Origin of the sequence: Mesorhizobium koreense (assembly GCF_031656215.1) — a bacterium.
Classification (GTDB): domain Bacteria; phylum Pseudomonadota; class Alphaproteobacteria; order Rhizobiales; family Rhizobiaceae; genus Mesorhizobium_L; species Mesorhizobium_L koreense.
On record NZ_CP134228.1, the window covers coordinates 4206633 to 4228084 of the forward strand.

Annotated in this window: 21 protein-coding genes and 1 tRNA gene; 11 read left to right on the plus strand and 11 right to left on the minus strand. The window is 62.8% G+C overall.

All coding sequences use genetic code 11. The annotated features are described in order from the left end of the window. Positions 1-12 precede the first annotated feature (12 nt). Both RBH77_RS20005 and RBH77_RS20010 read right to left on the minus strand, forming a co-directional pair. Complete coding sequence (locus RBH77_RS20005; protein WP_311029316.1) at positions 13-684, minus strand: DsbA family protein; 672 nt, start codon at positions 682-684, stop codon at positions 13-15. Positions 685-821: 137 nt separating this feature from the next. Further along, the gene (locus tag RBH77_RS20010) at positions 822-1325 is read right to left on the minus strand and encodes a DUF721 domain-containing protein (protein WP_311029317.1); all 504 of its coding nucleotides are present in this window, start codon (positions 1323-1325) and stop codon (positions 822-824) included. Positions 1326-1379: 54 nt separating this feature from the next. Between RBH77_RS20010 and mutY the strand changes: the two genes are divergently transcribed. Both mutY and RBH77_RS20020 read left to right on the plus strand, forming a co-directional pair. After that, positions 1380-2513, plus strand: coding sequence for an A/G-specific adenine glycosylase (mutY, locus tag RBH77_RS20015; RefSeq protein ID WP_311029318.1), 1134 nt, complete (start codon positions 1380-1382; stop codon positions 2511-2513). Beyond that, complete coding sequence (locus tag RBH77_RS20020) at positions 2510-3121, plus strand: HAD family hydrolase (protein ID WP_311029319.1); 612 nt, start codon at positions 2510-2512, stop codon at positions 3119-3121. Before mutY ends, RBH77_RS20020 begins: the two co-directional genes overlap by 4 nt. 6 nt (positions 3122-3127) lie before the next feature. Here the strand turns inward: RBH77_RS20020 and RBH77_RS20025 are convergent, their stop codons facing one another. Then, positions 3128-4264 carry a site-specific DNA-methyltransferase gene (locus RBH77_RS20025; protein WP_311029320.1) on the minus strand — a complete coding sequence of 379 codons (1137 nt, stop codon included), beginning with the start codon at positions 4262-4264 and terminating at the stop codon, positions 3128-3130. Positions 4265-4448: 184 nt separating this feature from the next. Between RBH77_RS20025 and RBH77_RS20030 the strand changes: the two genes are divergently transcribed. Then, entirely contained in the window at positions 4449-5138 is a 690-nt protein-coding gene (locus RBH77_RS20030; RefSeq protein ID WP_311029321.1) for an HAD family hydrolase, read from the plus strand. A gap of 22 nt (positions 5139-5160) precedes the next feature. Here the strand turns inward: RBH77_RS20030 and RBH77_RS20035 are convergent, their stop codons facing one another. Next, positions 5161-5709, minus strand: a complete 549-nt coding sequence (locus RBH77_RS20035; protein ID WP_311029322.1) for a hypothetical protein — start codon at positions 5707-5709, stop codon at positions 5161-5163. Between the two features lie 209 nt (positions 5710-5918). Here RBH77_RS20035 and thrC point away from each other — a divergent pair, with 209 nt between their 5' ends. Genes thrC through RBH77_RS20055 form a run of 4 tightly spaced genes read left to right on the plus strand, consistent with a single transcriptional unit; the run spans position 5919 to position 12176 of the window. After that, entirely contained in the window at positions 5919-7334 is a 1416-nt protein-coding gene (gene thrC / locus RBH77_RS20040; RefSeq protein WP_311029323.1) for a threonine synthase, read from the plus strand. After that, a complete protein-coding gene (locus RBH77_RS20045) occupies positions 7334-8626 on the plus strand; it encodes a M16 family metallopeptidase (protein ID WP_311029324.1) in 1293 nt (430 codons plus the stop codon). Before thrC ends, RBH77_RS20045 begins: the two co-directional genes overlap by 1 nt. Before the next feature lie 23 nt (positions 8627-8649). Continuing rightward, positions 8650-9258, plus strand: a complete 609-nt coding sequence (locus RBH77_RS20050; protein ID WP_311029325.1) for a GNAT family N-acetyltransferase — start codon at positions 8650-8652, stop codon at positions 9256-9258. Positions 9259-9299: 41 nt separating this feature from the next. Continuing rightward, positions 9300-12176, plus strand: a complete 2877-nt coding sequence (locus RBH77_RS20055) for an EAL domain-containing protein (RefSeq protein WP_311032624.1) — start codon at positions 9300-9302, stop codon at positions 12174-12176. A 271-nt stretch (positions 12177-12447) separates the two neighbouring features. Here RBH77_RS20055 and RBH77_RS20060 read toward each other — a convergent pair whose 3' ends face one another. After that, on the minus strand, positions 12448-12867 hold the full coding sequence (locus RBH77_RS20060; RefSeq protein ID WP_311029326.1) for a YidB family protein: 420 nt from the start codon (positions 12865-12867) through the stop codon (positions 12448-12450). 94 nt (positions 12868-12961) lie between these two features. Continuing rightward, a complete protein-coding gene (locus RBH77_RS20065; RefSeq protein ID WP_311032625.1) occupies positions 12962-13570 on the minus strand; it encodes a YqgE/AlgH family protein in 609 nt (202 codons plus the stop codon). Positions 13571-13705: 135 nt separating this feature from the next. Here RBH77_RS20065 and RBH77_RS20070 point away from each other — a divergent pair, with 135 nt between their 5' ends. From RBH77_RS20070 to RBH77_RS20080, 3 genes are all read left to right on the plus strand, one after another. After that, a complete protein-coding gene (locus RBH77_RS20070; RefSeq protein WP_311029327.1) occupies positions 13706-14503 on the plus strand; it encodes a protein-disulfide reductase DsbD domain-containing protein in 798 nt (265 codons plus the stop codon). Positions 14504-14588: 85 nt separating this feature from the next. Continuing rightward, positions 14589-15074 carry a peroxiredoxin gene (locus tag RBH77_RS20075; protein ID WP_311029328.1) on the plus strand — a complete coding sequence of 162 codons (486 nt, stop codon included), beginning with the start codon at positions 14589-14591 and terminating at the stop codon, positions 15072-15074. A gap of 20 nt (positions 15075-15094) precedes the next feature. Continuing rightward, positions 15095-15171: transfer RNA gene (locus RBH77_RS20080), tRNA-Arg, on the plus strand. 88 nt (positions 15172-15259) lie between these two features. Here the strand turns inward: RBH77_RS20080 and RBH77_RS20085 are convergent. Next, a complete protein-coding gene (locus RBH77_RS20085) occupies positions 15260-16165 on the minus strand; it encodes a LysR substrate-binding domain-containing protein (RefSeq protein WP_311029329.1) in 906 nt (301 codons plus the stop codon). Positions 16166-16272: 107 nt separating this feature from the next. Here RBH77_RS20085 and RBH77_RS20090 point away from each other — a divergent pair, with 107 nt between their 5' ends. Beyond that, a complete protein-coding gene (locus RBH77_RS20090) occupies positions 16273-17667 on the plus strand; it encodes an FAD-binding oxidoreductase (RefSeq protein ID WP_311029330.1) in 1395 nt (464 codons plus the stop codon). A gap of 40 nt (positions 17668-17707) precedes the next feature. Here RBH77_RS20090 and RBH77_RS20095 read toward each other — a convergent pair whose 3' ends face one another. The 4 genes from RBH77_RS20095 to phnF all read right to left on the minus strand — a co-directional run bounded on the left by RBH77_RS20095 (position 17708) and on the right by phnF (position 21429). Next, positions 17708-18367: a class I SAM-dependent methyltransferase gene (locus RBH77_RS20095; protein WP_311029331.1), complete on the minus strand. Its 660-nt coding sequence runs from the start codon at positions 18365-18367 to the stop codon at positions 17708-17710. 5 nt (positions 18368-18372) lie between these two features. Further along, positions 18373-19620, minus strand: coding sequence for a BtaA family protein (locus tag RBH77_RS20100; RefSeq protein ID WP_311029332.1), 1248 nt, complete (start codon positions 19618-19620; stop codon positions 18373-18375). Between the two features lie 101 nt (positions 19621-19721). Next, positions 19722-20558 (minus strand): UDP-2,3-diacylglucosamine diphosphatase, encoded by an 837-nt coding sequence (locus tag RBH77_RS20105; protein ID WP_311029333.1) that lies wholly within the window; start codon positions 20556-20558, stop codon positions 19722-19724. A 10-nt stretch (positions 20559-20568) separates the two neighbouring features. Further along, on the minus strand, positions 20569-21429 hold the full coding sequence (gene phnF / locus RBH77_RS20110) for a phosphonate metabolism transcriptional regulator PhnF (RefSeq protein ID WP_311029334.1): 861 nt from the start codon (positions 21427-21429) through the stop codon (positions 20569-20571). Between the last annotated feature and the right edge of the window lie 23 nt (positions 21430-21452).

The following is a 21452-nucleotide window of genomic DNA, read 5'->3' on the forward strand; positions in this document are numbered from 1 at the left end:
CCGGTCAGCCCCTTAAAGCAAGGGGTCGATGATCGCCGACATCTCTTCAATCGACAAAGCCCCGGGATATTTCTTTCCGTTGACAAAGAAGGTCGGCGTAGCGTCGACGCCGAAGTCTTTTTCGCCGCGGTTCTTGACCGCCCTGATCTGGTCCAGCAGCTTCTGGTCCGTCAAGCAGGCCTCGAAGGACTCCTGTGTAAAACCGGCAAGCTTGGAGATTTGCAGCAGCGCCGACTTAGCATCGTTCGCGCGCGCCCAACTCTCCTGCTGATGGAACAGCACGTCCACCATGGCGAAATATTTGTCCTTGGAGCAGCGCGCCAACATGAAACCGGCCTCGGCGCGGGGATCGAACGGGAATTCGCGCAGGATCAGCCTTACCTTTCCGGTATCGATGTATTTCTTCTTCAGTTCCGGCAGCGTCACGACGTCGAAATGAGCGCAATGCGGGCATGTCATCGACGCATATTCGACGATCGTCACCGGCGCGTCGTCCTTGCCGAGTTGCATGTCCGGCAAGGCGCCGGGCTGCATGAGCTTCGCGACATCCACCGAGCCTTCCGGCTGGGGCGCTGCTGCCGGGGTGGCGGCATACGCATCGCTGCTGCCCGAAAGGAGAAGCCCTGCGGCCGGCAGGCCCGCCAGCGCCAGAAGGACATTTCTACGGTCGAGGGAACGGTTCATACGAATCACCTGTCGGTTGCCTGAATTTGACATGGGAAATGCAAGGAAAGCGAGACTTCTCGGGAATTATGGCATGGGCGGGACGCGTGCCCACGGTCGAGACAGACACTCCGTTCACCATTTTGCGAGCACTCCGGTCATTTCGGCTGCCGTGAGGCCAGCACCGAACGGCCGAGACGTTCGAGCGAGGCGCGCAGCGCGTCGTCGGTGATCGGTCCGACAGAAGATGCGACGCGCGCCCTCTCCCTGTCCGTCAGCGCGCGCAGCGACGGCTTTTCCGGAGGTGTGGCGTACGTTACCTTCTTCTGTACGATTTTTACCCGGCCGATGGCGGCGAACCCCAGGAAAGCATTGGCGCGGCTGATGATTTCGGCTGTCTGGTGCTGTAGTCTCAGCGCCGCCGCACCCTCGCAAGCGACGACCAGCATCGCCGGTTCGAACGGATCGTCCTCGTCGTGGCGGCGAGGCCAGGCGATACGCTCAGGCCGGGTGTGCGGCGCAAGCCGTTCGCCGACAATCTCGTCCCAACACTGCAGAAGCGCCGTCGACATACCAGCGCGCTTGCGCATGACCGGGTCGAGGATGGACGTGGCGAGGTCGCCGACGGGGACGGCGTGCCTTCCTTGCCTCTTGCCTGCCATGACCTCGCTCCATGATAGTGGTTAGGTCTTACAAGTTCTCTTCCGCAGAAATCCATGCCACCCGCAGCCCGAACGATCAACCGCACAGACGAAAAGCAAGCCGCTATCGCCCCGGCGCTGCTCGCCTGGTACGACCGTCACCACCGCGACCTGCCGTGGCGTACGCCGCCTGCCGAACTAAGGCACGGGAACCGGCCGGACCCTTATCATGTCTGGCTTTCGGAGATCATGCTCCAGCAGACGGGAGTCGAGACCGTCAAACCCTATTTCCTGAAATTCATCGGCAAATGGCCGAACGTGCTGGCGCTCGCGGCCGCCGCGACCGAGGACGTAATGAAGGCTTGGGCGGGCCTCGGTTACTATTCGAGGGCACGCAACCTCAAGAAATGCGCCGACGAGGTGGCCGGTCGGTTGGGCGGTATCTTCCCCTCGACCGAAGCCGGCCTGAAGTCACTGCCCGGCATCGGCGACTACACGGCGGCCGCGATCGGTGCCATCGCCTTCGATCTCAGGACGGCGGTGGTGGACGGCAATGTCGAACGCGTCGTCGCGCGGCTTTGTGCCATCGAGCTTCCGGTGCGCGAGGCCAAGCGCGAAATCCGCGAAATCGTCGATGCCATGACGCCAGCCGATCGGCCGGGCGATTTCGCGCAAGCCATGATGGATCTCGGCGCAACCATCTGCGCGCCGCGCAGGCCGGCCTGCTTTCTATGTCCGTTACGCGAGAATTGCACAGCACTTGCAAGGGGTGAACCGGAGCGCTTTCCGGTGCCGGCGATCCGCTCGGAAAAACCGCGGCGCGTCGGCGCCGCCTTTGTCGTGGTGCGGCCGGACGGCGCCATCCTTCTGAGGCGGCGCCCGGAAACCGGCCTGCTCGGCGGAATGACCGAAGTGCCCACGACCGGATGGACGGCGCGGCAGGATGGGGCCACCGGCAGCGATGCCGCGCCTTTTGCCGCCGGCTGGAAACATGCCGGCGCGATCACCCATGTCTTCACGCATTTCGCGCTGGAACTGCAGGTCTATCGGGCCGATCCGCAAGACCTTGCCGCGCCGGTGGACTATTGGTGGTCGCCTGCGGGTGAAATATGCGACGAGGCCTTGCCGACAATCATGAAAAAGGCCATCGAGGCGGCCGTTCCCGGAGCGACGAAGCGTCCGCATCCTCCTAAAGCGAGAAAAGCATGAGCGAAATCCGCCACATCGTCTTCGATATCGGCAAGGTGCTGATCCATTACGATCCGGAACTGCCCTACCGCCGCCTTATCCCCGACGAAGAGAAGCGGCGTTGGTTCTTCGCGGAAATCTGCACGCCCGAATGGAACATCGAGCAGGATCGCGGCCGCACCTGGGAAGAGGCCGAGGCGCTATTGATCGCCGATTATCCGGACGAGGCGGAGAACATCCGTGGCTTTCGCCGGAATTGGCACGAGATGGTGCCGCATGCCTATAAGGAGAGCGTCGCCATCATGGAAACGCTGATCGACCAGGGCTACGACGTTACCATGCTGACCAACTTCGCCTCCGACACATTCATCGAGGCGCGAGAGCGCTTTACATTTCTCGCCAGGCCGCGCGGCGTGACCGTATCCGGCGACATCCGGGCGATCAAACCTGATCGCGCCATCTTCGATCACCACGTCACAGCTTTCGGCCTCGATCCGAAGGCCACGATCTTCATCGACGACAGCGCCAAGAATGTCGAAGGCGCACGCGCGGCGGGTTGGAACGCAGTGCTGTTCACCAACGCCGAAACGCTTCGCAAAGACCTCGTGGGTTACGGGATCGAGATATGATCCAGTCTACGCCGCGCTGACCTGCAGCCGTTGGCGCACCACCGCACGCAACTCGTCGATGGGCTTCAGCCTGCCCTTCTCTTCGTAGTGCCAGAAGGTCCAGCCATTGCAGGCATCGAGCCCTTGCACGATGGCGCCCAGCCGATGGATCGAGCCGGCGCGGCTGTCGGCGGAGAGCGTACCGTCGGCGCGGACCGAAGCGGCGAAGCGGCGGCGTGAATCGTAAAGCACGGTGCCGGGGCGTACGAGCCCGGCTTCCAGAAGGCTCGCGAAAGCGACACGCGGTTCGGCACGCTTGCCGGTCATGACGGTCAGGTCGCCTTCCGCCAGCGGCTCGACGGCGGCAATGCGTGCCGTTGCTGCGTCGATATAGGCCTGCTCGCGCTCGACGCCGACGAAATGGCGGCCGAGGCGCCTTGCCACCGCGCCGGTCGTGCCGGAACCGAAGAACGGGTCGAGCACGACATCGCCGGGCTTGGTCGAAGCCATCATGATACGGCCCAGGAGCGCTTCGGGTTTTTGCGTGGGATGTACCTTGGAGCCGTCCTCGCCCTTCAGGCGCTCCGCGCCGGTGCAAATCGGGAAGAGCCAGTCCGAACGCATCTGGAGGTCATCGTTCGCGGCCTTCAATGCCTCGTAATTGAATGTATAGCCCTTCGCCTTGGCGTCGCGGGAAGCCCAGATCATGGTCTCGTGGGCGTTCTGAAAGCGGCGGCCGCGGAAATTTGGCATCGGATTCGTCTTGCGCCAGACGATATCGTTCAGGAACCAGAAGCCGAGATCCTGCATGATGGCGCCGACGCGGAAGATGTTGTGGTAGGAGCCGATCACCCAGATCGTCCCGTTGGGCTTCAGCACGCGGCGGGCGGCAAGAAGCCAGGCGCGGGTGAAGGCATCATAGGCGGCGAAGCTTTCAAATTGATCCCACGCATCGTCGACTGCGTCGACCTTCGACTGGTCCGGACGATGGAGATCGCCGTCGAGTTGGAGATTGTAAGGCGGGTCGGCGAAGACGATATCGATCGATTTTTCCGGCAGCCTTTCCAGCGCCGCAACGCAGTCGCCCTTGATGATCGTATCCAGCCACGCCGCCCTCCCGGCGACAGGCGAAACCTCTTCGGCGAAATTAGAAGAAGACGACATGAATGTACCCGAGACACGCGTTACTCTTTACCGATCGTTATGGTTACTCTTCTCGGTAAACATTTAATGAAATGGGCGCCCGGATCGTGAGTGCCCTTGGCGAGGTGTGCCATCGGGGCGCGGTTGCCACGCGCGGCCGGAATGCATAGATGTCCGGCAATCCTCCAACAATTGGAATCCCGATATGCCGGCTCCCGAACTGGTCATCTTCGATTGCGACGGCGTGCTCGTCGATTCGGAAGTCATCGCCGCCCGCGTCGAGGCCGAGGTGCTGACGAGGGCTGGCTACGAAATCGATGCAGACGAGCTTTCCGAGCGCTTTGCCGGACTGACATTCACCGACATGCTGCTCAGGATCGAGGCCGAGACCGGCCTGCCCTTCCAGGCCTCCATCATCGCGCGGACCGAAGAACTGATCGATAAACGGCTCGGTGGCGAGGTGCGGCCGATCGAAGGCGCACGCAATGCCGTTCTTTCCGTGAAGGGGCCGCGTTGTATCTGTTCGAATTCGAGCACGAAGCGCGTGACGCTTTCGCTGACGAGAGCGGGGCTGATGCCGCTTTTCGAAGGCCTGATCTTCTCGAGCCTCGAAATCCCCTCGAAGCGCACCAAGCCGGCGCCGGATGTCTTTCTATACGCGGCGGAGAAGCTCAAGGCCGATCCGAAACAGACCTTCGTCATCGAGGATTCGGTGCATGGCGTGACCGGCGCGAGGGCCGCCGGCATGCGGGTCATCGGCTTTACCGGCGCGTCGCATTCCTATCCGGGCCATGCCGACCGGCTGACCGAAGCCGGCGCGGAGACCGTCATCCGCCGCTGGGCGGAATTTCCGGCCGTCCTCGCTGCGCTGTCGGAATGGGCGGAGCCGCTGTAGGGACTGCTCCGCCCGCCATACGCTATTTCTTCTTCGACTTTCCTGCCTCTGCGCCCCCGTCGAAGCCGGCGAAGATCTGGATGTTACGCTTGGCCGGCGCGTCGAAGGTGACGTTTGCATTGCTGTAGAGGAACTGCGCGGCTTCGGACGTGTCGCTCACCTGCACCGGATATTTCGCGAGATTGGAGTAGATGACGTCGCCGTCACGCAGCACCGCGATACGGATCGGCAGCGTCACCGCGCCGGTCTTGCCCATCGGTCCCGGCACGACCTTGCCGGCGACCGCAACGGTCATGGTCAGCATGCCGCCCTGGTAGTTGCAGGAGCGCGTTACGTCGGTGATCGAAGCCTGATAGATCAGACCGGCTGAATTATCCGGCTGCGCATTGGGGTTTGCCAGCGGATCGTCTTCGTCCTTCTTGGTCTTCTTGGCGCCCTTGGCATATTGGCTATAGAAGGCCGTGCCCTCACGCAGCGTGACAGTCGGGCAATACGCCAGAAGGTCCTTCTCGCTGATCTTGGTGGACGGCGGAGGCGGCGCGTCCTTCACCCCCGGATCGAGCTTGCTCAAACCCCCGCCAGATTGGCAACCGGCGAGCGCCAGGATAAGACCGGCCGCGCACAATGAAGCTGGAAATCTGCTCTCGAACACACGAAACTCCCTCAACCTGTTTCCTCGCCGCGAAGAAGGTGTCTATATCAACGCCGGATCGGAAATGCGACCGAGGGAAACGGTTTTCCCTCGGAGCTTGAAGGCGGAACGCGACGGACCGACAGAAAATGCAGTATATCAGCACCAGAGGCGAGGCCCCAGCGCTTGGCTTTTCCGATACGCTTCTCGCCGGGCTCGCCCGCGACGGCGGGCTTTATCTACCCGAAGAATGGCCGCATTTCGGCGCGGCGGAGATCCGAGCCCTTCGCGGCCTGTCCTATCCGGAAATGGCCGTCAGGCTGCTGACGCCGTTCACTGGCGGCGAGATCGACGCAAGGACCTTCTCCGCCATCGTGCATGAGGCCTATGCAACCTTCCGGCACGATGCGGTGTGTCCGCTGGTGCAGACGGGCGCGAACGAATTCGTGCTGGAACTCTTCCATGGGCCGACGCTCGCCTTCAAGGACGTCGCCATGCAACTTCTGGCGCGCCTGATGGACCATGTGCTTGCCGAGCGCGGCGAACGCGCGACGATCGTCGGCGCCACTTCAGGCGATACGGGTGGCGCGGCCATCGATGCCTTCGCCGGGCGCGATCGCACCGACATCTTCATCCTTTTCCCGCACGGCCGCGTCTCGCCGGTGCAGCAGCGCCAGATGACGAGTTCGACCGCCGTCAACGTCCACGCGCTGGCGATCGAGGGCAATTTCGACGACTGCCAGGGGCTCGTCAAAGGCCTGTTCAACAATCATCAATTCCGCGATGCGGTTTCGCTCTCCGGCATCAATTCGATCAACTGGGCGCGCATCATGGCCCAGATCGTCTACTATTTTTCTGCCGCCGTCTCGCTCGGTGCGCCGGACCGGCCGGTCTCCTTCACGGTGCCGACCGGAAATTTCGGCGACATCTTTGCCGGCTACGCCGCCAAGCGGATGGGCTTGCCGGTCGACCGCCTCGTCATCGCCACCAACGACAACGACATATTGGCGCGCACGCTTCGCAGCGGCCGATACGAGACGCGCAAGGTAGTGGAGACGACCTCGCCTTCGATGGACATACAGATATCATCCAATTTCGAGCGGCTGCTCTTCGAGGCGGCAGGCCGCGACGCCGCGCTGGTGCGGCGCGAGATGGAAAGCCTGAAGCAATCCGGCGTGTTCGATCTGGAGAAACGCCAGTTTTCATCGATCCGTCAGGAATTTACGGCCGGACGCTCGACCATGGCCGAAACGGCTGAAACCATCCGCGGCATCCTCGAACAGGACGGCTATCTCCTCGATCCGCATACGGCGACCGCCATCAGGGTCGCGCGCGACAATGCTGATCGGAGTGCGCCGATGGTCGTGCTGGCAACCGCGCATCCCGCCAAATTCCCGACGGCCGTCAGGGAAGCGAGCGGCGTCGCGCCGGCGCTGCCCGCCTTTCTCTCGGACTTGATGCAGCGCAAGGAAACCTTCACGGTGCTTCCCTCCGACCCGAAAATGTTGGAAGATTACGTCATGCGACGCACACGGGCGGCGCGCGTACAAGGAGTATCTCATTAATGGGTGTCGAGGTTAGCCGTCTTTCGAACGGCCTGACGGTTGCGACCGAAACCATTCCTTCCATCGAAACCGTCGCGCTCGGCGTCTGGGTCAAGTCAGGGGCGCGAAACGAGCGTGACGATGAACACGGCATCGCCCACCTCCTCGAGCACATGGCCTTCAAGGGAACGGGGCAGCGCTCGGCCTGGGATATCGCCTCGCAGATCGAAGACGTCGGCGGCGAGATCAATGCCGCGACCAGCGTAGAGACGACCGCCTTCTTCGCCCGCGTTCTTGCCGACGACGTGCCGCTCGCCGTCGATATCCTTTCCGACATCCTCACCGATTCACGCTTCGATCCGGGTGAACTGGAGCGCGAACAGCACGTCATCCTGCAGGAGATCGGTGCCGCCTATGACACGCCGGACGATATCGTCTTCGACCGGTTCACCGAGACAGCCTTCCGCCACCAGACGATCGGCCGCTCCATCCTTGGCACGCCGGAGACGGTGAAGTCCTTCACTTCGGCCCAGCTTCGCTCCTACATGGACCGGCAATATGGAGCCGACCGCATGGTTGTGGTGGCTGCCGGCGCCGTCAGGCATGACGAGTTCTTGCGGCAGGTGGAGTCGCGGCTGGGCGGCTTCCGCCCGAAAGCGGAAAGCGTGCTGCCGCAATACGCCAACTATGTCGGCGGCGACTACCGGGAGGATCGCGGCCTGATGGACGCGCAGATCCTGCTCGGCTTCGAGGGCCGCGCCTATCATGTGCGCGATTTCTATGCGTCCCAGCTTCTTTCGATGGTCCTCGGCGGAGGCATGTCGTCCCGTCTCTTCCAAGAGGTTCGCGAGAAACGCGGCCTCTGCTATTCGGTCTACGCTTTCCATTGGGGCTTCTCGGACACCGGCGTCTTCGGCGTACATGCCGCGACAGGCAAGGAAGACATCGCCAGGCTGGTGCCGGTCATCCTCGACGAATTGCAGCGCGCGGGCGAGAATATTCTGCCCGAAGAGCTCAACCGGGCGCGCGCGCAATACCGCGCCGGCCTTCTGATGTCGCAGGAAAGCGCGGCCAGCCGCGCCTCGCAGATCGCCCGCCAACTCATGCTCTACGGCCGGCCGATTCCCATGCAGGAGCTTGTCGAACGGCTCTCGGCGATCACCACGGAGCGTCTGAGGGACCTTGCCGAGCGGCTCTTCGCTACCAAGCCGACCGTCGCGGCGATAGGCCCGGTGGGGGCGCTGCCGGCCTTCGAGACGATCCGTGAATCGCTCGCGGGACCGACGCCGTCGGTGCGGCGCCTCGCCGGCTGAGGGGGTCGCCACCCTGGTCAAGCATGCTCGCGCTTTCTTTTCTCAAACGCGATACGCCGGTTCTCAAAGGCAAGCGCATCACGCTCCGCATGCCGGTGAGCGCAGACTACGCCGCATGGGCGGCGCTACGCGAAGTAAGCCGCAGCTTCCTCGAACCGTGGGAGCCACGCTGGGCGCCGGACGAACTGGAGCGGCAGGCATGGCGCATGCGCCTGCAGCGCTACCGGGAGGACTATCAGCGTGGCAGCGCGGTACCTTTCTTCATCTTTCTCAACCAGAACGGCGCGCTTGCCGGCGGCATCACGCTCGGCAATATCCGTCACGGTGTCTCCCAATCCGCCCAGATCGGCTACTGGGTCGGCGAACGCCACGCTGGCAGGGGCCTGATGCTCGAAGCGGTCAACCTGGTTATCCCCTATGCGTTCGATACGCTCGGGTTGCACCGGATCGAAGCCGCCTGTATTCCCGACAACAGGCGGTCGATACGGGTGCTTGAAAAAGCCCGATTCACGCGCGAAGGGCTTCTCAAATCCTATCTCAGGATCAACGGAAGCTGGCAGGATCACTATCTCTACGCGCTGATTGCCAGCGACTTCCCCGCTCCCTGGGGGCGAACCGGCAATACCGCGTGAGAAGGCGAACGGATCAAGTGCGAAGATTTCATCCCGACCGATTGATCCTTGCACTTGTCCTGCTGGTCGGACTGTTCCCGATCCTGTCCGCCCGTGCCGTGGAGCCGATCAAGATTTCGCGCGACGACGTGGCGCTCGATCTCTCCCGCGCCGTCCAGATCTATCGCGACAAGGGCGACAGTTTCCAGGTTTCCACCGCGCCGGGCGCCGACGGCATCGTGCGGCGCATCGAGGTGGAGGCGAAGGACCAGCACGCCAGCGGCGACTGGGCCGTCTTCGCGCTCGCCAACACGACCGACCAGCAGATCGACCGGCTGATCGTGGCGCCACATTACCGCCTGGTCGGGTCGGGCATCATCTGGCCAGATCTCGGCACCAAGCGCATCGCCGCGATAACGCCAAGCGAGGGGTTCGCGCTCGACCGGCAGGCGAGCCCCGATTCCGATGTGTTCCTCGTGACGCTCAATCCCGGATCGGTCGTCACCTTCGTGGCCGAGTTGACCGCACCCACGCTGCCGCAAATCTATCTGTGGTCTCCCGGCGCCTACAAGGACACGGTCAATTCCTACACGCTCTATCGCGGTATCGTCATAGGCATCTCCGGGCTCCTGGCGCTGTTCCTGACCATCCTGTTCGTGGTCAAGGGAACCTCGCTCTTTCCCGCGACGGCGGCGCTCGCCTGGGCTGTCCTTGCCTATATCTGCATCGATTTCGGCTTCCTTTCCAAGGTCATCGCCATATCGCCCGGCAACGAACAGGTATGGCGGGCCGGCGCGGAGGTGGGCCTGGCGACGACCTTCGTCATTTTCCTTTTTGCCTATCTCAATCTCAACCGCTGGCACGGCCATTTCAGTTATGGCGTGTTCGCCTGGATGGCGGGGCTGGCGGCGATCGCCGGCGTGGCAGTCTACGATCCCGAGATGGCGGCGGGACTTGCCCGCATCTCGCTGGCCGCGACCGCCATCGTCGGTCTCGGCCTCATCGCCTTCCTGAGCTTCCGCGGTTACGACCGCGCAATCATGCTGATCCCGAGCTGGCTCATGGTGTTGGTGTGGCTCGGCGGATCGTGGATGGCCATCACCGGGATGCTCAACAACGACATCGTCCAGCCGGCGCTCGGCGGCGGGCTGGTGCTGATCGTTCTCCTCATCGGCTTCACCGTGATGCAGCACGCGCTGGCCGGCGGCGGCGTTCACCAGGGGCTGTTCAGCGATCTGGAGCGGCAGGCGCTCGCCATCACCGGCTCGGGCGACATCGTCTGGGACTGGGACGTGGCGCGCGATCGCGTCGTGACGCGGCCGGATATCAGCGGGCTGCTCGGCCTGCCGCAAGGCAGCCTCCAGGGCGCGGTGCGCACCTGGCTGCCGCTGCTCCACAGCGAGGATCGCGATACGTTCCGTACGACGCTCGACGTGGTGCTTGAGCACAAGCGGGGCAGGATTTCGCAGGACCTGCGCCTGCGCGGCGCCGACGGTCATTACCGCTGGTTCACGCTCAGGGCCCGGCCGGTGATGGGATCGGACGGCGAGATCATCCGCTGCGTCGGGACGCTCGCCGACGTGACGGAGCAGAAAAAGGCCGAAGAACGGCTGATGCACGACGCCGTGCACGACAACCTCACCGGATTGCCGAGCCGCGAGCTCTTCCTCAACCGGCTGGAGGCGATGATCTCGATCGCGAGGATGGAGGAGAGCGTCCGCCCGACCGTCTATTTCATCGATATCGACCGCTTCAAGCAGGTCAATGACAGCCTCGGCATTTCGGCCGGGGACACGATCCTGCTGACGATCGCGCGGCGGCTGCACAGGCTCCTGAAGCCGCGCGATTCACTTGCGCGGCTGGGAGGCGACCAGTTCGCCTTGATGCTGCTCTCGGAAAGCGAGCCGGGCCGCATCGCCTCGGTGGCGGAGGCGATCAACCACGCGATCCGTTCGCCGATCACTTTCGCGAGGCGGGAAATCGTGCTCACCGCCTCGATCGGGCTGGTGAGCTGGACCGGAACGCAGGCAAGCGCCGAGGACATGGTCAAGGATGCGGAGCTTGCGGTACACCAGGCGAAAAGGCTTGGCGGCGACCGGATTGAACCCTTCCGGCCCGCCTTCCGCGCCGCCGGTTCGGACCGCCTGCAACTGGAGTCCGATCTGAGGCGGGCGCTGGAGCGCCACGAGATCAAGCTCGTTTATCAGCCGATCGTACGGCTGGAAGACCATTCGGTCGCAGGGTTCGAGGCGCTCTTGCGCTGGGACAACCCTCGCCGCGGCACGATACCACCTTCCGACTTCATCCCGATCGCCGAGAATTGCGGGCTGATCGTGCCGCTCGGCCTGTTCGCCATGCAACAGGCAGCCGACGACCTCGCCGGATGGCAGAAGCTGGTCGGCGACGTGCCGCTCTCGGTCTCGGTCAACCTTTCCAGCCGGCAGCTTCTGAGGCGCGACCTCGTCACGGACGTTCGTTCCGTCATCGCCCGCTCCAATCTCGAGCCGCGCTGCTTCCGGCTCGAACTGACCGAATCGCTCGTCATGGACAATCCGGAACAGTCCACCCATGTGCTGGCGAGGCTGAAACGGCTTGGTATCGGTCTGTCGCTCGACGATTTCGGCACAGGCTATTCCTCGCTCTCCTATCTGACGCGCTTCCCCTTCGACACGATCAAGATCGACAAGAGCTTCATCGACGACCCCAGCCCCAAGCGGCCCGTGCTGTTGAAGTCGATCATCAGCATGGCGCACGAACTCGGGCTTGCCGTGGTGGCGGAAGGTGTCTCGAACGAGGCGGACGCACATCAGTTACGCGAGATGGGCTGCGAATTCGTGCAGAGCTTTGCCTTCGGCGCGCCCGGCCCCGCTGAAGCCATGCTCAGGCTTTTGAAGGAAGAACTCGCGGCTTCCCGCGCAAAATCGGGCGCGGCAGAGTAAGGCGGACAGCGCAGTTCGGTGCGTCCTTCGAGGCTCGCTTCGCACGCGCCTCAGGATGAGGGAGGTTTGTGCCACGAGCCTTATCCGGAAGCGCGGGGGATCACAAAAGCGGATTTCGATCGAAGCGAGCTTCCGTCGTACCCATGGGTGTGGAGACCCAAGCGCAGATTTCCTTTATCCTGAAATGTAAGCGCGGCAGGCTCTGAGCCCCTTATCCTGAGGTGCGAGCGAAGCGAGCCTCAAAGGACACACCACTACAAACGGAGTTTCCCTACGCGGCCCACGGTCCCTTGCCGGCCGGTTCGGGCGGAAGCTTGCCGTCTGGGGTCATCTCGTTCACCGCATCGGGGATATCCTTCGACAGCCTGTCGAGGATTTCCTCACGCGACATGCCGGTCTGCTGGGCGATCTGGTCGAGAACTGCAGGGCTTATCGCCTTCTCGACATGCTCCGGCGCGATGGTCTTGTTCGGGCCGGTGCCCACCCAGGAATCGGCCGCATCGCCCTGCCCTGCCTTCTTGAAGCTGTCGAGCAGATCGCCCAGTCCGCCGGTGGACGGACCCGAAGAACCCGGCGTGACACCAAGGCTGTCGCCAAGTTCGCCCAGCATGCCGCCGATCTTGTCGCGGTTCTTGAAGGCGAGGATACCGAGGGCGGCGATGGCGATCTTGCTGAGCGCGGACGAGGACATCAAACTTCTCCCTTGTTGAGAACCGATCGCGCAAGGCGCGAGGTACGGGTCATACGATTAGCTTATGACGGCCTCATTATGGCACGCGCCAGGCTCAGGCATGGCCCGCGACGCTGCTCAGATGCGTGACGTCCACGCCGATCGAGGCCAGGATGCGGTCGTACATGCTGTCGATGTCGTCGCCGAACAGCAATTCGGGATCGGCCGGGCAGGTCAGCCAACCATTCTGCGCGATCTCGGTTTCAAGCTGGCCGGCGCCCCAGCCCGAATAGCCGAGCGCCATCAGCGCGTGCTCGGGACCGCGACCGGCGGAAATGGCGCGCAATATGTCGACGGTCGCGGTAAGGCACACCGCGTCCGACACCGGCATGGACGATTCCACGACGAAATCGCCGCTATGGAGGACAAAGCCCCTGCTCCTGTCCACCGGGCCGCCATGGCGCACGACAAGATCGCGCGTCTCCACCGGCAAATGGATCGCTTCCTTCTCCTTGACGACGCCAAGCTGGACGAGAAGGTCGGGAAAGCGCATCTGCTGCTTCTGATTGACGATGATGCCGAGCGCGCCGTCCTCGCCATGCGCGCAGACATAGACGACCGAACGGGCGAAACGCTCGTCGAGCATGCCGGGCATGGCGACCAGGAACTGGTCGTCCAGATAGCCTGCCCCGCGAGGCTTCCTCTTGAGGTCGTGCAGGTCCATCTTCAAAGGCTAGCGTTTTTCCACCGGCGTTGGAAGCCAGCCGAAAGTCGATTTGTCCGGGAGATTCACGGAAAAATGATGGCGGTGGCGGCTTCCGACGTTGCCAACGGCACAAGGCGAAACCAAAGTCGCATCATGAAAAAAACGCCTGCCTTTCTGCTTGTTTCCATTCTTTCCTGCGCGGCACCGGGCGTAGCCGTTGCCTCTTCGAGCCCATGGGCGAACGTGCAAGGCGGCGCGGTGCGGCTCGTCAGTTCGGGCGAGCCCGATGCCGATGGCACGCTACGTGCCGCCCTTCAGATCGATCTCAAGCCTGGATGGAAGACCTATTGGCGGGATCCGGGCGATACCGGCGTACCCCCCTCGATTTCGGTCACCGGCGCGTCGCTGGCCGGCGTCGCCTATCCCGTACCGCAACGCTTTAGCGAGGAAGGGACCGTATGGAACGGCTACGAAGCGCCGGTAAGCTTCGCGGTCCGCCTTAAGGTGCCGGATGGGAAAGCCGAAGAGATCGGCGCGCATGTCTTCCTCGGCATCTGCCAGACCATCTGCATCCCGCTACAGGCCGAACTCAAGCTCGATCCGGGCGCCGACTCCGCTAATCCGGAAGACGCTGCAATCGTGTCGCAGGCGTTCAAGGCTGTTCCCCGGCCGGCGCGTTCCGGCTTCCAGCTCGCTGAGGCGGAAAATGGGGGCAAAACCTTGACGGTGGCGGCAGAGCTTCCCCAACCGGGTGAGGCGGCGGAGCTTTTCCTTGCCGCGCCGGAAGGCTATTCCTTCGGCCCGCCGAGGCAGCTGGCCGGCAAGGACGGCAAGACAGGTTTTTCGGTGCAGGTCTACGAACAGCCGGACAAACCTGCCCCCGGCACCATGGCGGCCTATACGCTGGTCCAGAATGGCGAGGCTGTCGCCGGAACGGTTTCTCTTCCGTAGGATTTCAAGCAAAACGCTGGACAAGCCACGCCTTTCAACTATTCGAACCGACGACAATCCCGTTCCGATCCTCAGGAGAAACGAAATGACCATCAAAGTGGGCGACAAGCTGCCCCAGGCGACATTCAAGACAATGACGGAGGACGGGGCGAAGGATATCACCACCGCCGACATTTTCGCCGGCAAGAAGGTCGTGCTGTTCGCCGTGCCAGGCGCTTTCACGCCGACCTGCAGCAACAACCATTTGCCCGGCTATCTCGAAAACCACGATGCGATCATCGCGAAGGGCGTCGACCGGATCGCCGTCGTCGCGGTCAACGACCATCATGTCATGGGCGCCTGGGCGCGGTTCACCGGTGGCGAAGGCAAGATCCTCTATCTCGCCGACGGCAATGGCGACTTCATCCGTTCGCTCGGGCTGGAAACCGACCTCAGCAAGGGCGGTCTCGGCCTGCGCTCGCAGCGCTTCTCGATGATCGTGGAGGACGGCACCGTGAAGGCGCTCAACATCGAGGACAGCCCCGGCAAGGCTGTGACATCCGGCGCGGCGACACTGATGGAGCAGCTTTAGACCGTCCCGCAGTTCGGTCCGCGCTCGTAGCTCAAATGGATAGAGCACCGGACTTCGAATCCGTAGGTTGCAGGTTCAAGTCCTGCCGAGCGCACCACTTTCAGAGTTGCGAACCGCGAGCCGGTTCTGTCCATCAGAAGCGGCCGCGCAAGGCGGCGTGTGGCGCCCTTCACACCGAGTTTCACCTACACCACGGAACGCAGCCAATCGGTGAAAAGCGCGATCACGGGCTTTTGGGGGTGTTCGGGCAAGTGGAGCAAGTAGAACCCCAGCCCCGGTAGCGAAAGCTCGTGCGCCTTGACCAGTTCACCACGCTCCAGTTCTGGCGCCATTATGATGTCGCTGCATATCCCCACCCCTTGTCCGGCAAGCACGGCTGCGATCGCGTGCGCTTCCTCGCGGAAGCTGAGCTGACAGGCCTCCGCGTCGCGGGGAATGCCGAGGTTCGTCTCGCGTGCCTTCATCCACCAGTGCCGCCAGGTCGGGGTCCCGGCATCCGTTTTCATCCAATCATAGTGAATACGCGGCAGCCGGCACATATCGGCCGGGTTAGCGAGAGGTTTGCCGTGAGGAAGCAGTTCGGGGCGACAGACCGGAAAGTAGTTATCGCGAAACAATTCCTGCGCAATGTGTTCGGTGGGCATACGGCGTGCATAACGGATCGCCACGTCGGCCTCTCCGCTCGCGAGATTCAAGGTGCGATCGGTGCCGATCACTTCAAGCGCGATATGAGGCTGGATTTCGCGCCATTTTGGAAGCCGCGGCACCAGCCAGCGGCTTGCGAAGGCGTTGGGCGTGGTGATGCGCAAGGTGCCGCCCGCAGCGGCACCTTGGAAATTGGCAAGCACCGCCGCGAAAGAGTCGAACCCGTTGGACAGGACGGGAAAAAGGAGTTCCCCGGCGGCGGTCAGGCGAAGCGGACGCGGGTGTCGACGGAACAACGGTTGGCCGCAGATACTCTCGAGAAGCCAGATCTGGTGACTGATCGCTGTCGGGGTGACGCTGAGTTCCACTGCGGCCAGTTGAAAGCTCAGATGCCTGGCAGCACTCTCAAAGGCTCGCAACGCATTAAGCGGCGGCAGCTTCCTCATTGCTCTATCGTAGATGAGCTGAGCTCATCCATCACCTGATTTCTTCGATTTTGCCAAACGTGCTCACACTGTGAGAATCTGGGTCAGATATTGGAGGGAGAACCGACATGGAGTCCAGCCTCACGACCCACATCTCGACCGTAGATGGCGCCTTACGCGAAACAGCCCGCCTGCGCCGCACCCTTCGCGGAGAACTGGTACTGCCGGCCGACGCCGGATTTGAGCGGGCACGGCGAGTCTGGAACGGTTTTGTCGACAAACATCCGGCCGCAATCGCCTATTGTGTCGACACAGACGACGTGGTCTCGGCGCTTTCTTTCGCGCAGGAAAACGGGATACCGCTTTCGGTCCGCAGCGGCGGGCACAACGTTGCGGGAAACTCCGTGTGCGAGGGCGGGCTCGTCATCGACCTGTCGCGGATGAAGAACAGGGCGGTCGATGACAAGCGACGGATTGCCTGGGCCGAGGCCGGCCTGACGCTCGCAGAGTTCGATAGCGCGACGCAGATCTGCGGCATGGCGACCACAATGGGCGTGAACGGCGATACGGGTATCGCCGGGCTGACGTTGGGCGGCGGTTTTGGCAAGCTCGGTCGACGCTTCGGACTCGCTTGCGACAATCTGCTGTCGGCGGAGGTCGTCACGGCCGATGGGAGGGTGCTTCGCGCGAGCGCCGACGAGAACCCGGATCTCTTCTGGGGACTGCGCGGCGGCGGCGGCAACTTCGGTATCGTCACGAGTTTCGAGTACCGGCTCCACCAGATCGGGACGGAAATTCTCGCAGGCGACGTCACCTTCCCTGAAGCGCAGGCACGTGATGCCTTGAGATTCTATGACGAGTTCGCCAGAGCCGCGCCGGACGAACTCAGCCTCGATGCCGCCCTGGTCATGTCGGCGGGCGAACCGATGTTCTCGATCTCCATCTTTCATTCGGGCTCGCCCGGGGAAGCGGAAAAAGTGATCGCTCCGCTGCTCGCCTATGCGCGCGGCAGGGCAGTGAACCAGCACCTCGGGCGAGTGCCCTACCTGCAGGTGCAATCTGCCGGAGACGCAATATTTCCACGCGGGCGCCGCTACTCATGGAAAGCGCAGTTCATGCGCGAGCTCACCGGCGATGCCATACACGCGCTGCTACAGGCCTACAAAAAGGCGCCGGTCAGCGACGCGCTCCTGGTGCTGCAGCAGGTAGGCGGGGCCATCTCCCGCGTCCCGACGTCGGAGACGGCCTATGCGTGCCGGGATGCCGAGTTCGACTGCTTTCCGATCGCCATATGGGACGACCCGGCCCGGGACGAGGAGAACATCGGCTGGGTACGAGAGGTGTGGGCGACGATGCAACCTTACTCGAGCGGCGCAGTCTACGTGAACAACCTGGGAGACGAGGGCCAGGACCGCGTGAGGGCGGCTTACGGTTCGAACTATCAGCAGCTTATCGAGTTGAAGAACAGATACGATCCGACGAACGTGTTTTGCCTGAACCAGAATATCAGGCCGAACACTTGATCGAGAGCGTCAACGACCACCGGCGTCAACCATGCCGCAATCAGGGCCGCCTTACGATCGCTATCCATGAGAAGCCGCGGTGAAGCCTTCGTGCGTGGCTTTCGCCCGTAACGGCGGATGCAATTTCGACGGCAGCCGCGAACAGGTCCGGGCGCGGCGTGACATGATACCAGCGCAGCCATTCATACATTGCCGCTTTCGACCAGGCCGGAAAACCGGCCATATCGCCGAAATCGGCAATGTGGAGTTCTCCGCTCGGCGCAAGGCGGCCGGCGGCATCGGCGATTACGGCCCGCCATTGCGGGATCATCGATACCGCATACGATACGAATATCCGATCGTAGCTGGCACGGCCGAAAGTTGTCGCCGGATTGAAACCGGCGGCATCCGCCCGGGCCAGACGAACCCTGCCCTGCAAGCCGCGACGCGAAATGGCGTTACAGGCGGCATTGAGCATCTCCCGCGAAATGTCGATGCCGTGGAATTCGACCTCGGGATAGCGCCGCGCGGCCTGGACGAGATTGCGTCCGGTGCCGCAGCCGATCTCCAGGGCCGTGCCGCCCGCAGGCGGATTTAGCCCTTCGATCATCGGATCGCGGGCAAGGAGGTAATATTTCCGCGTCGCATCATAGAAGCCGTAGCGGCGTTGCCAGCGGTAGATGCGGTCCATCAACGCGCCATGATCCAGCGCTTCTTCCATGACGATCAATCCTTCAGAACGTGGAGGTGGAAACCTCCATAGATCGACGAACGGTCACGCGCATGGAGCGCTTTCGACTCGGCCTCGCGATAATCCCAACGCCGCAGCAGGGAGGCGTCAACGCGACCGGCCAATAGGTTTTCTTCGCCAGCCGTGCGAAAGATGACGCGGGCGCCAGGTGCTGCCGTCCGGGTAATCTCGAACCAGAGCGCGTTCAATTGCACGTCCGACATCCAGTCCTGTGCGTCAAGCAGAACGAACCGATCGACCGAAGATGCGGGTTTGACCGCGAGCAGTTCCGTTACGGATATGTTTTCGATCGAAATGCGTTCGACCCTGGCGCGGATCGTCTCGAAGTTGGCGCGAGACAGATAGGGCGGCAATGGCGCGCCATTGCCGTCGCCATAGATGCGGCCGAAGGCCTGCCAGGCGAAGTAATTTTCCGAGAACGGGAAATCGCAGGCAAGCCGTTCCAGGCGTTGACGCAGAACCGTCGTCATGTCGGCCTGTCCAGGGCCGACGAGCGCCTGGTATTGCTGCGGCGGAATGCCAAGACCGAACAGCGAGGATTTGCACCTGGTGGCCCAGCGCACCAGCCTCTTGTCGAATAGAGGCGCCAGCGTCTCTTCGAAGATGCGCCTCTGCTCCTCCATCGTCGTCGCAAGGAGCAGCCTCCGCGGGTCGACGCCGTAGAGGCGTGCCACGAGATGGCCGCATCCGATGAACTGACCCAGCAGGCCGTGCCGATAGAGGTCACGATGAAAGATCGTGATGCGCCGGCGGCCGGAAAACCTCCGCTTCTCCCAATAGGAGCGCGTCTCTGGGTCGAGGATAGGCCGGATGAATTGCTCATAGGCACCGATATTCGCCCGATCGTCGGCCCTGCCATAGAAGCGATAGAATTCCTCGTAGCCAGGCAACGCGCCGAGGGCGGCAAGCTTCAGTCGGTTGAAAGCCACATGGGCGGGATTGAGGTCCACCGCCTCGATCCTCGCCGGATCGGCGATCAGATAGGAAAGAACATTGCAGCCGCCCGATGCGATGGTGACGATGCGGTCGCCCGGCACGATCGCCAGCGCCTCCATGTCGACATCGGGATCCTCCCAGATCTGGGTGTAGACGAGTTTCCTGAAAAGCCGCGCGAAGGCATATTCGGCGAGACCGGCCTGCGAGAAAAGTGGGTTGCGGCGGACGGCGTCATGCAGTCGCGTGCCCGTGCTTCCCCTGTCAAAGGCAACCGTCGATGCTGTCATTGCTCCTGCCCTCGATTTTGGTCATGCGTATCGGCGAGCCTTGATCCGGAACCGGAAGTGCCCGGCGTCAGTGACCTTCAGGATGCCCATTTCCCCGACTCTCATGCCGCTCGTCGCCAGGGCAGCGCCATTGATGGCGTCCGGCTTGCATTGAGAACGCGACTGAACTCCTGCCAGCGGATGATCTCCATGCGGCCGTCGCGATGCTCGACGACGGCGGTGCAGCTCTCTACCCAATCCCCGGTGTTGATGTAGGTGGAGCCGCCGAAATCGCGCATGGCGGCGGAATGGATGTGTCCACAGATGACGCCGTCGACACCGTGCCGTTTCGCCTCGGCGGCAAGCGTTTCCTCGAAGCGGCCGATAAAGCTTACCGCGTTTTTCACCCTGGCTTTTGCCCATGCCGACAACGACCAATAGGTGAAACCCAGTCGGCGTCGGACGATGTTGATGCGCGTCGACAAGGCGAGCGCGGCCACGTAGGCCCAATCGCCGAGGAACGCCAACCATCTTGCATGGCGCACGACGAGGTCGAACGTGTCGCCATGCATGACGAGGTAGCGCCTTCCGTCGGCGGCGTCATGCATGGTGGTTTCGGCGATCTCGATATCCCCGAAATGCAGGCCGCAGAATTCGCGCAGGAACTCATCATGGTTGCCTGGCACATAAACGATGCGAGCACCCTTTCGCGCCTTGCGCAGGAGCTTCTGGATGACGTCATTGTGCGCCTGTGGCCAGTACCAGGAAGAGCGCAACCGCCACCCGTCGACGATATCGCCGACGAGGTAGATCGTCTCGGCATCGTGCTCGCGCAGGAACTCCAGAAGAGCTTCCGCCTGTGCGCCCTTCGTGCCCAGATGCAGGTCGGAGATGAAGAGGCTCCGGTACCGATTGGACTGCCCGGGCTCTTCCGAATCACTTGAGCGGTTATCGATCATGAGCTGCTTTTCAGCAGCGAGCGATGACACGCGAATGACAGGCACGGGCCTCGCAAAAGCCAAGACGATCGGCCCTAAGGAGGCGTGGTGCGTCAGCCTGCCCTCTAACCCGGATCGTCCGCTCCCGACCGTCGTGGGGCTGGATCAAAAGCGTCATGCGATCGGCTGCGAATCGGGTCAGCGAGTATTGGATCGGGGAGCCATCCGGATCGACGTTCACCGCGCGCGTGAAGAGTACGATGGCACCGGGCGACAATCGCAGTTCCCGCGTATCCGCCTCGTCGGCATGACGGGCCTCGACGGTCGTGGACGCACGGCTGTAGTCGGCGATACCCGAGCGCGTCAGGGCTTCTGTAATAGATCCGGTCCGGGCGAAATGTCCGGCAATGTCGGGAAACCGAGTAGCGCCGAACCAGAAGGTGGCGCGGGACACGGGCGTGCCGTCGGCGCTTCCAAGGACCTCGAGGCGAACGGTCTCCTCGCCCGGCTGTAGGTCAAGCGCCTCGGCGACTTCCGTCGATGCGGCCTCGCTTCGGTGGCCAAGAAGTTCGCTCCTGAGGTCGTGGCTCTGGCCTTCCAGCCCGGCGGAGAACCGAGTCTTTTCTCCGATCGGATAGACCAGCCGCCTCTGCCTGCGCACATAGGTGCCCCTCCCCTGCGCGGCTTGGAGCACGCCTTCATGCGCCAATGCCGAGATCGCCGCGCGGACCGTATGGCGATTGACCCCGAAGCGCTCGGCAAGCTCGGTTTCCGGCGGCAGCCGCCCGTTCTGGTCCGCGAGATCGGCCGCGATGCCCAGGCGTATGCGATCGGCGATCTGCCGCCACAGCGACACGCCCGCGCCTCGCTGCAAGCCGGCCGATCCTGCCATCCATCACCTCTTTCCGACCTGTC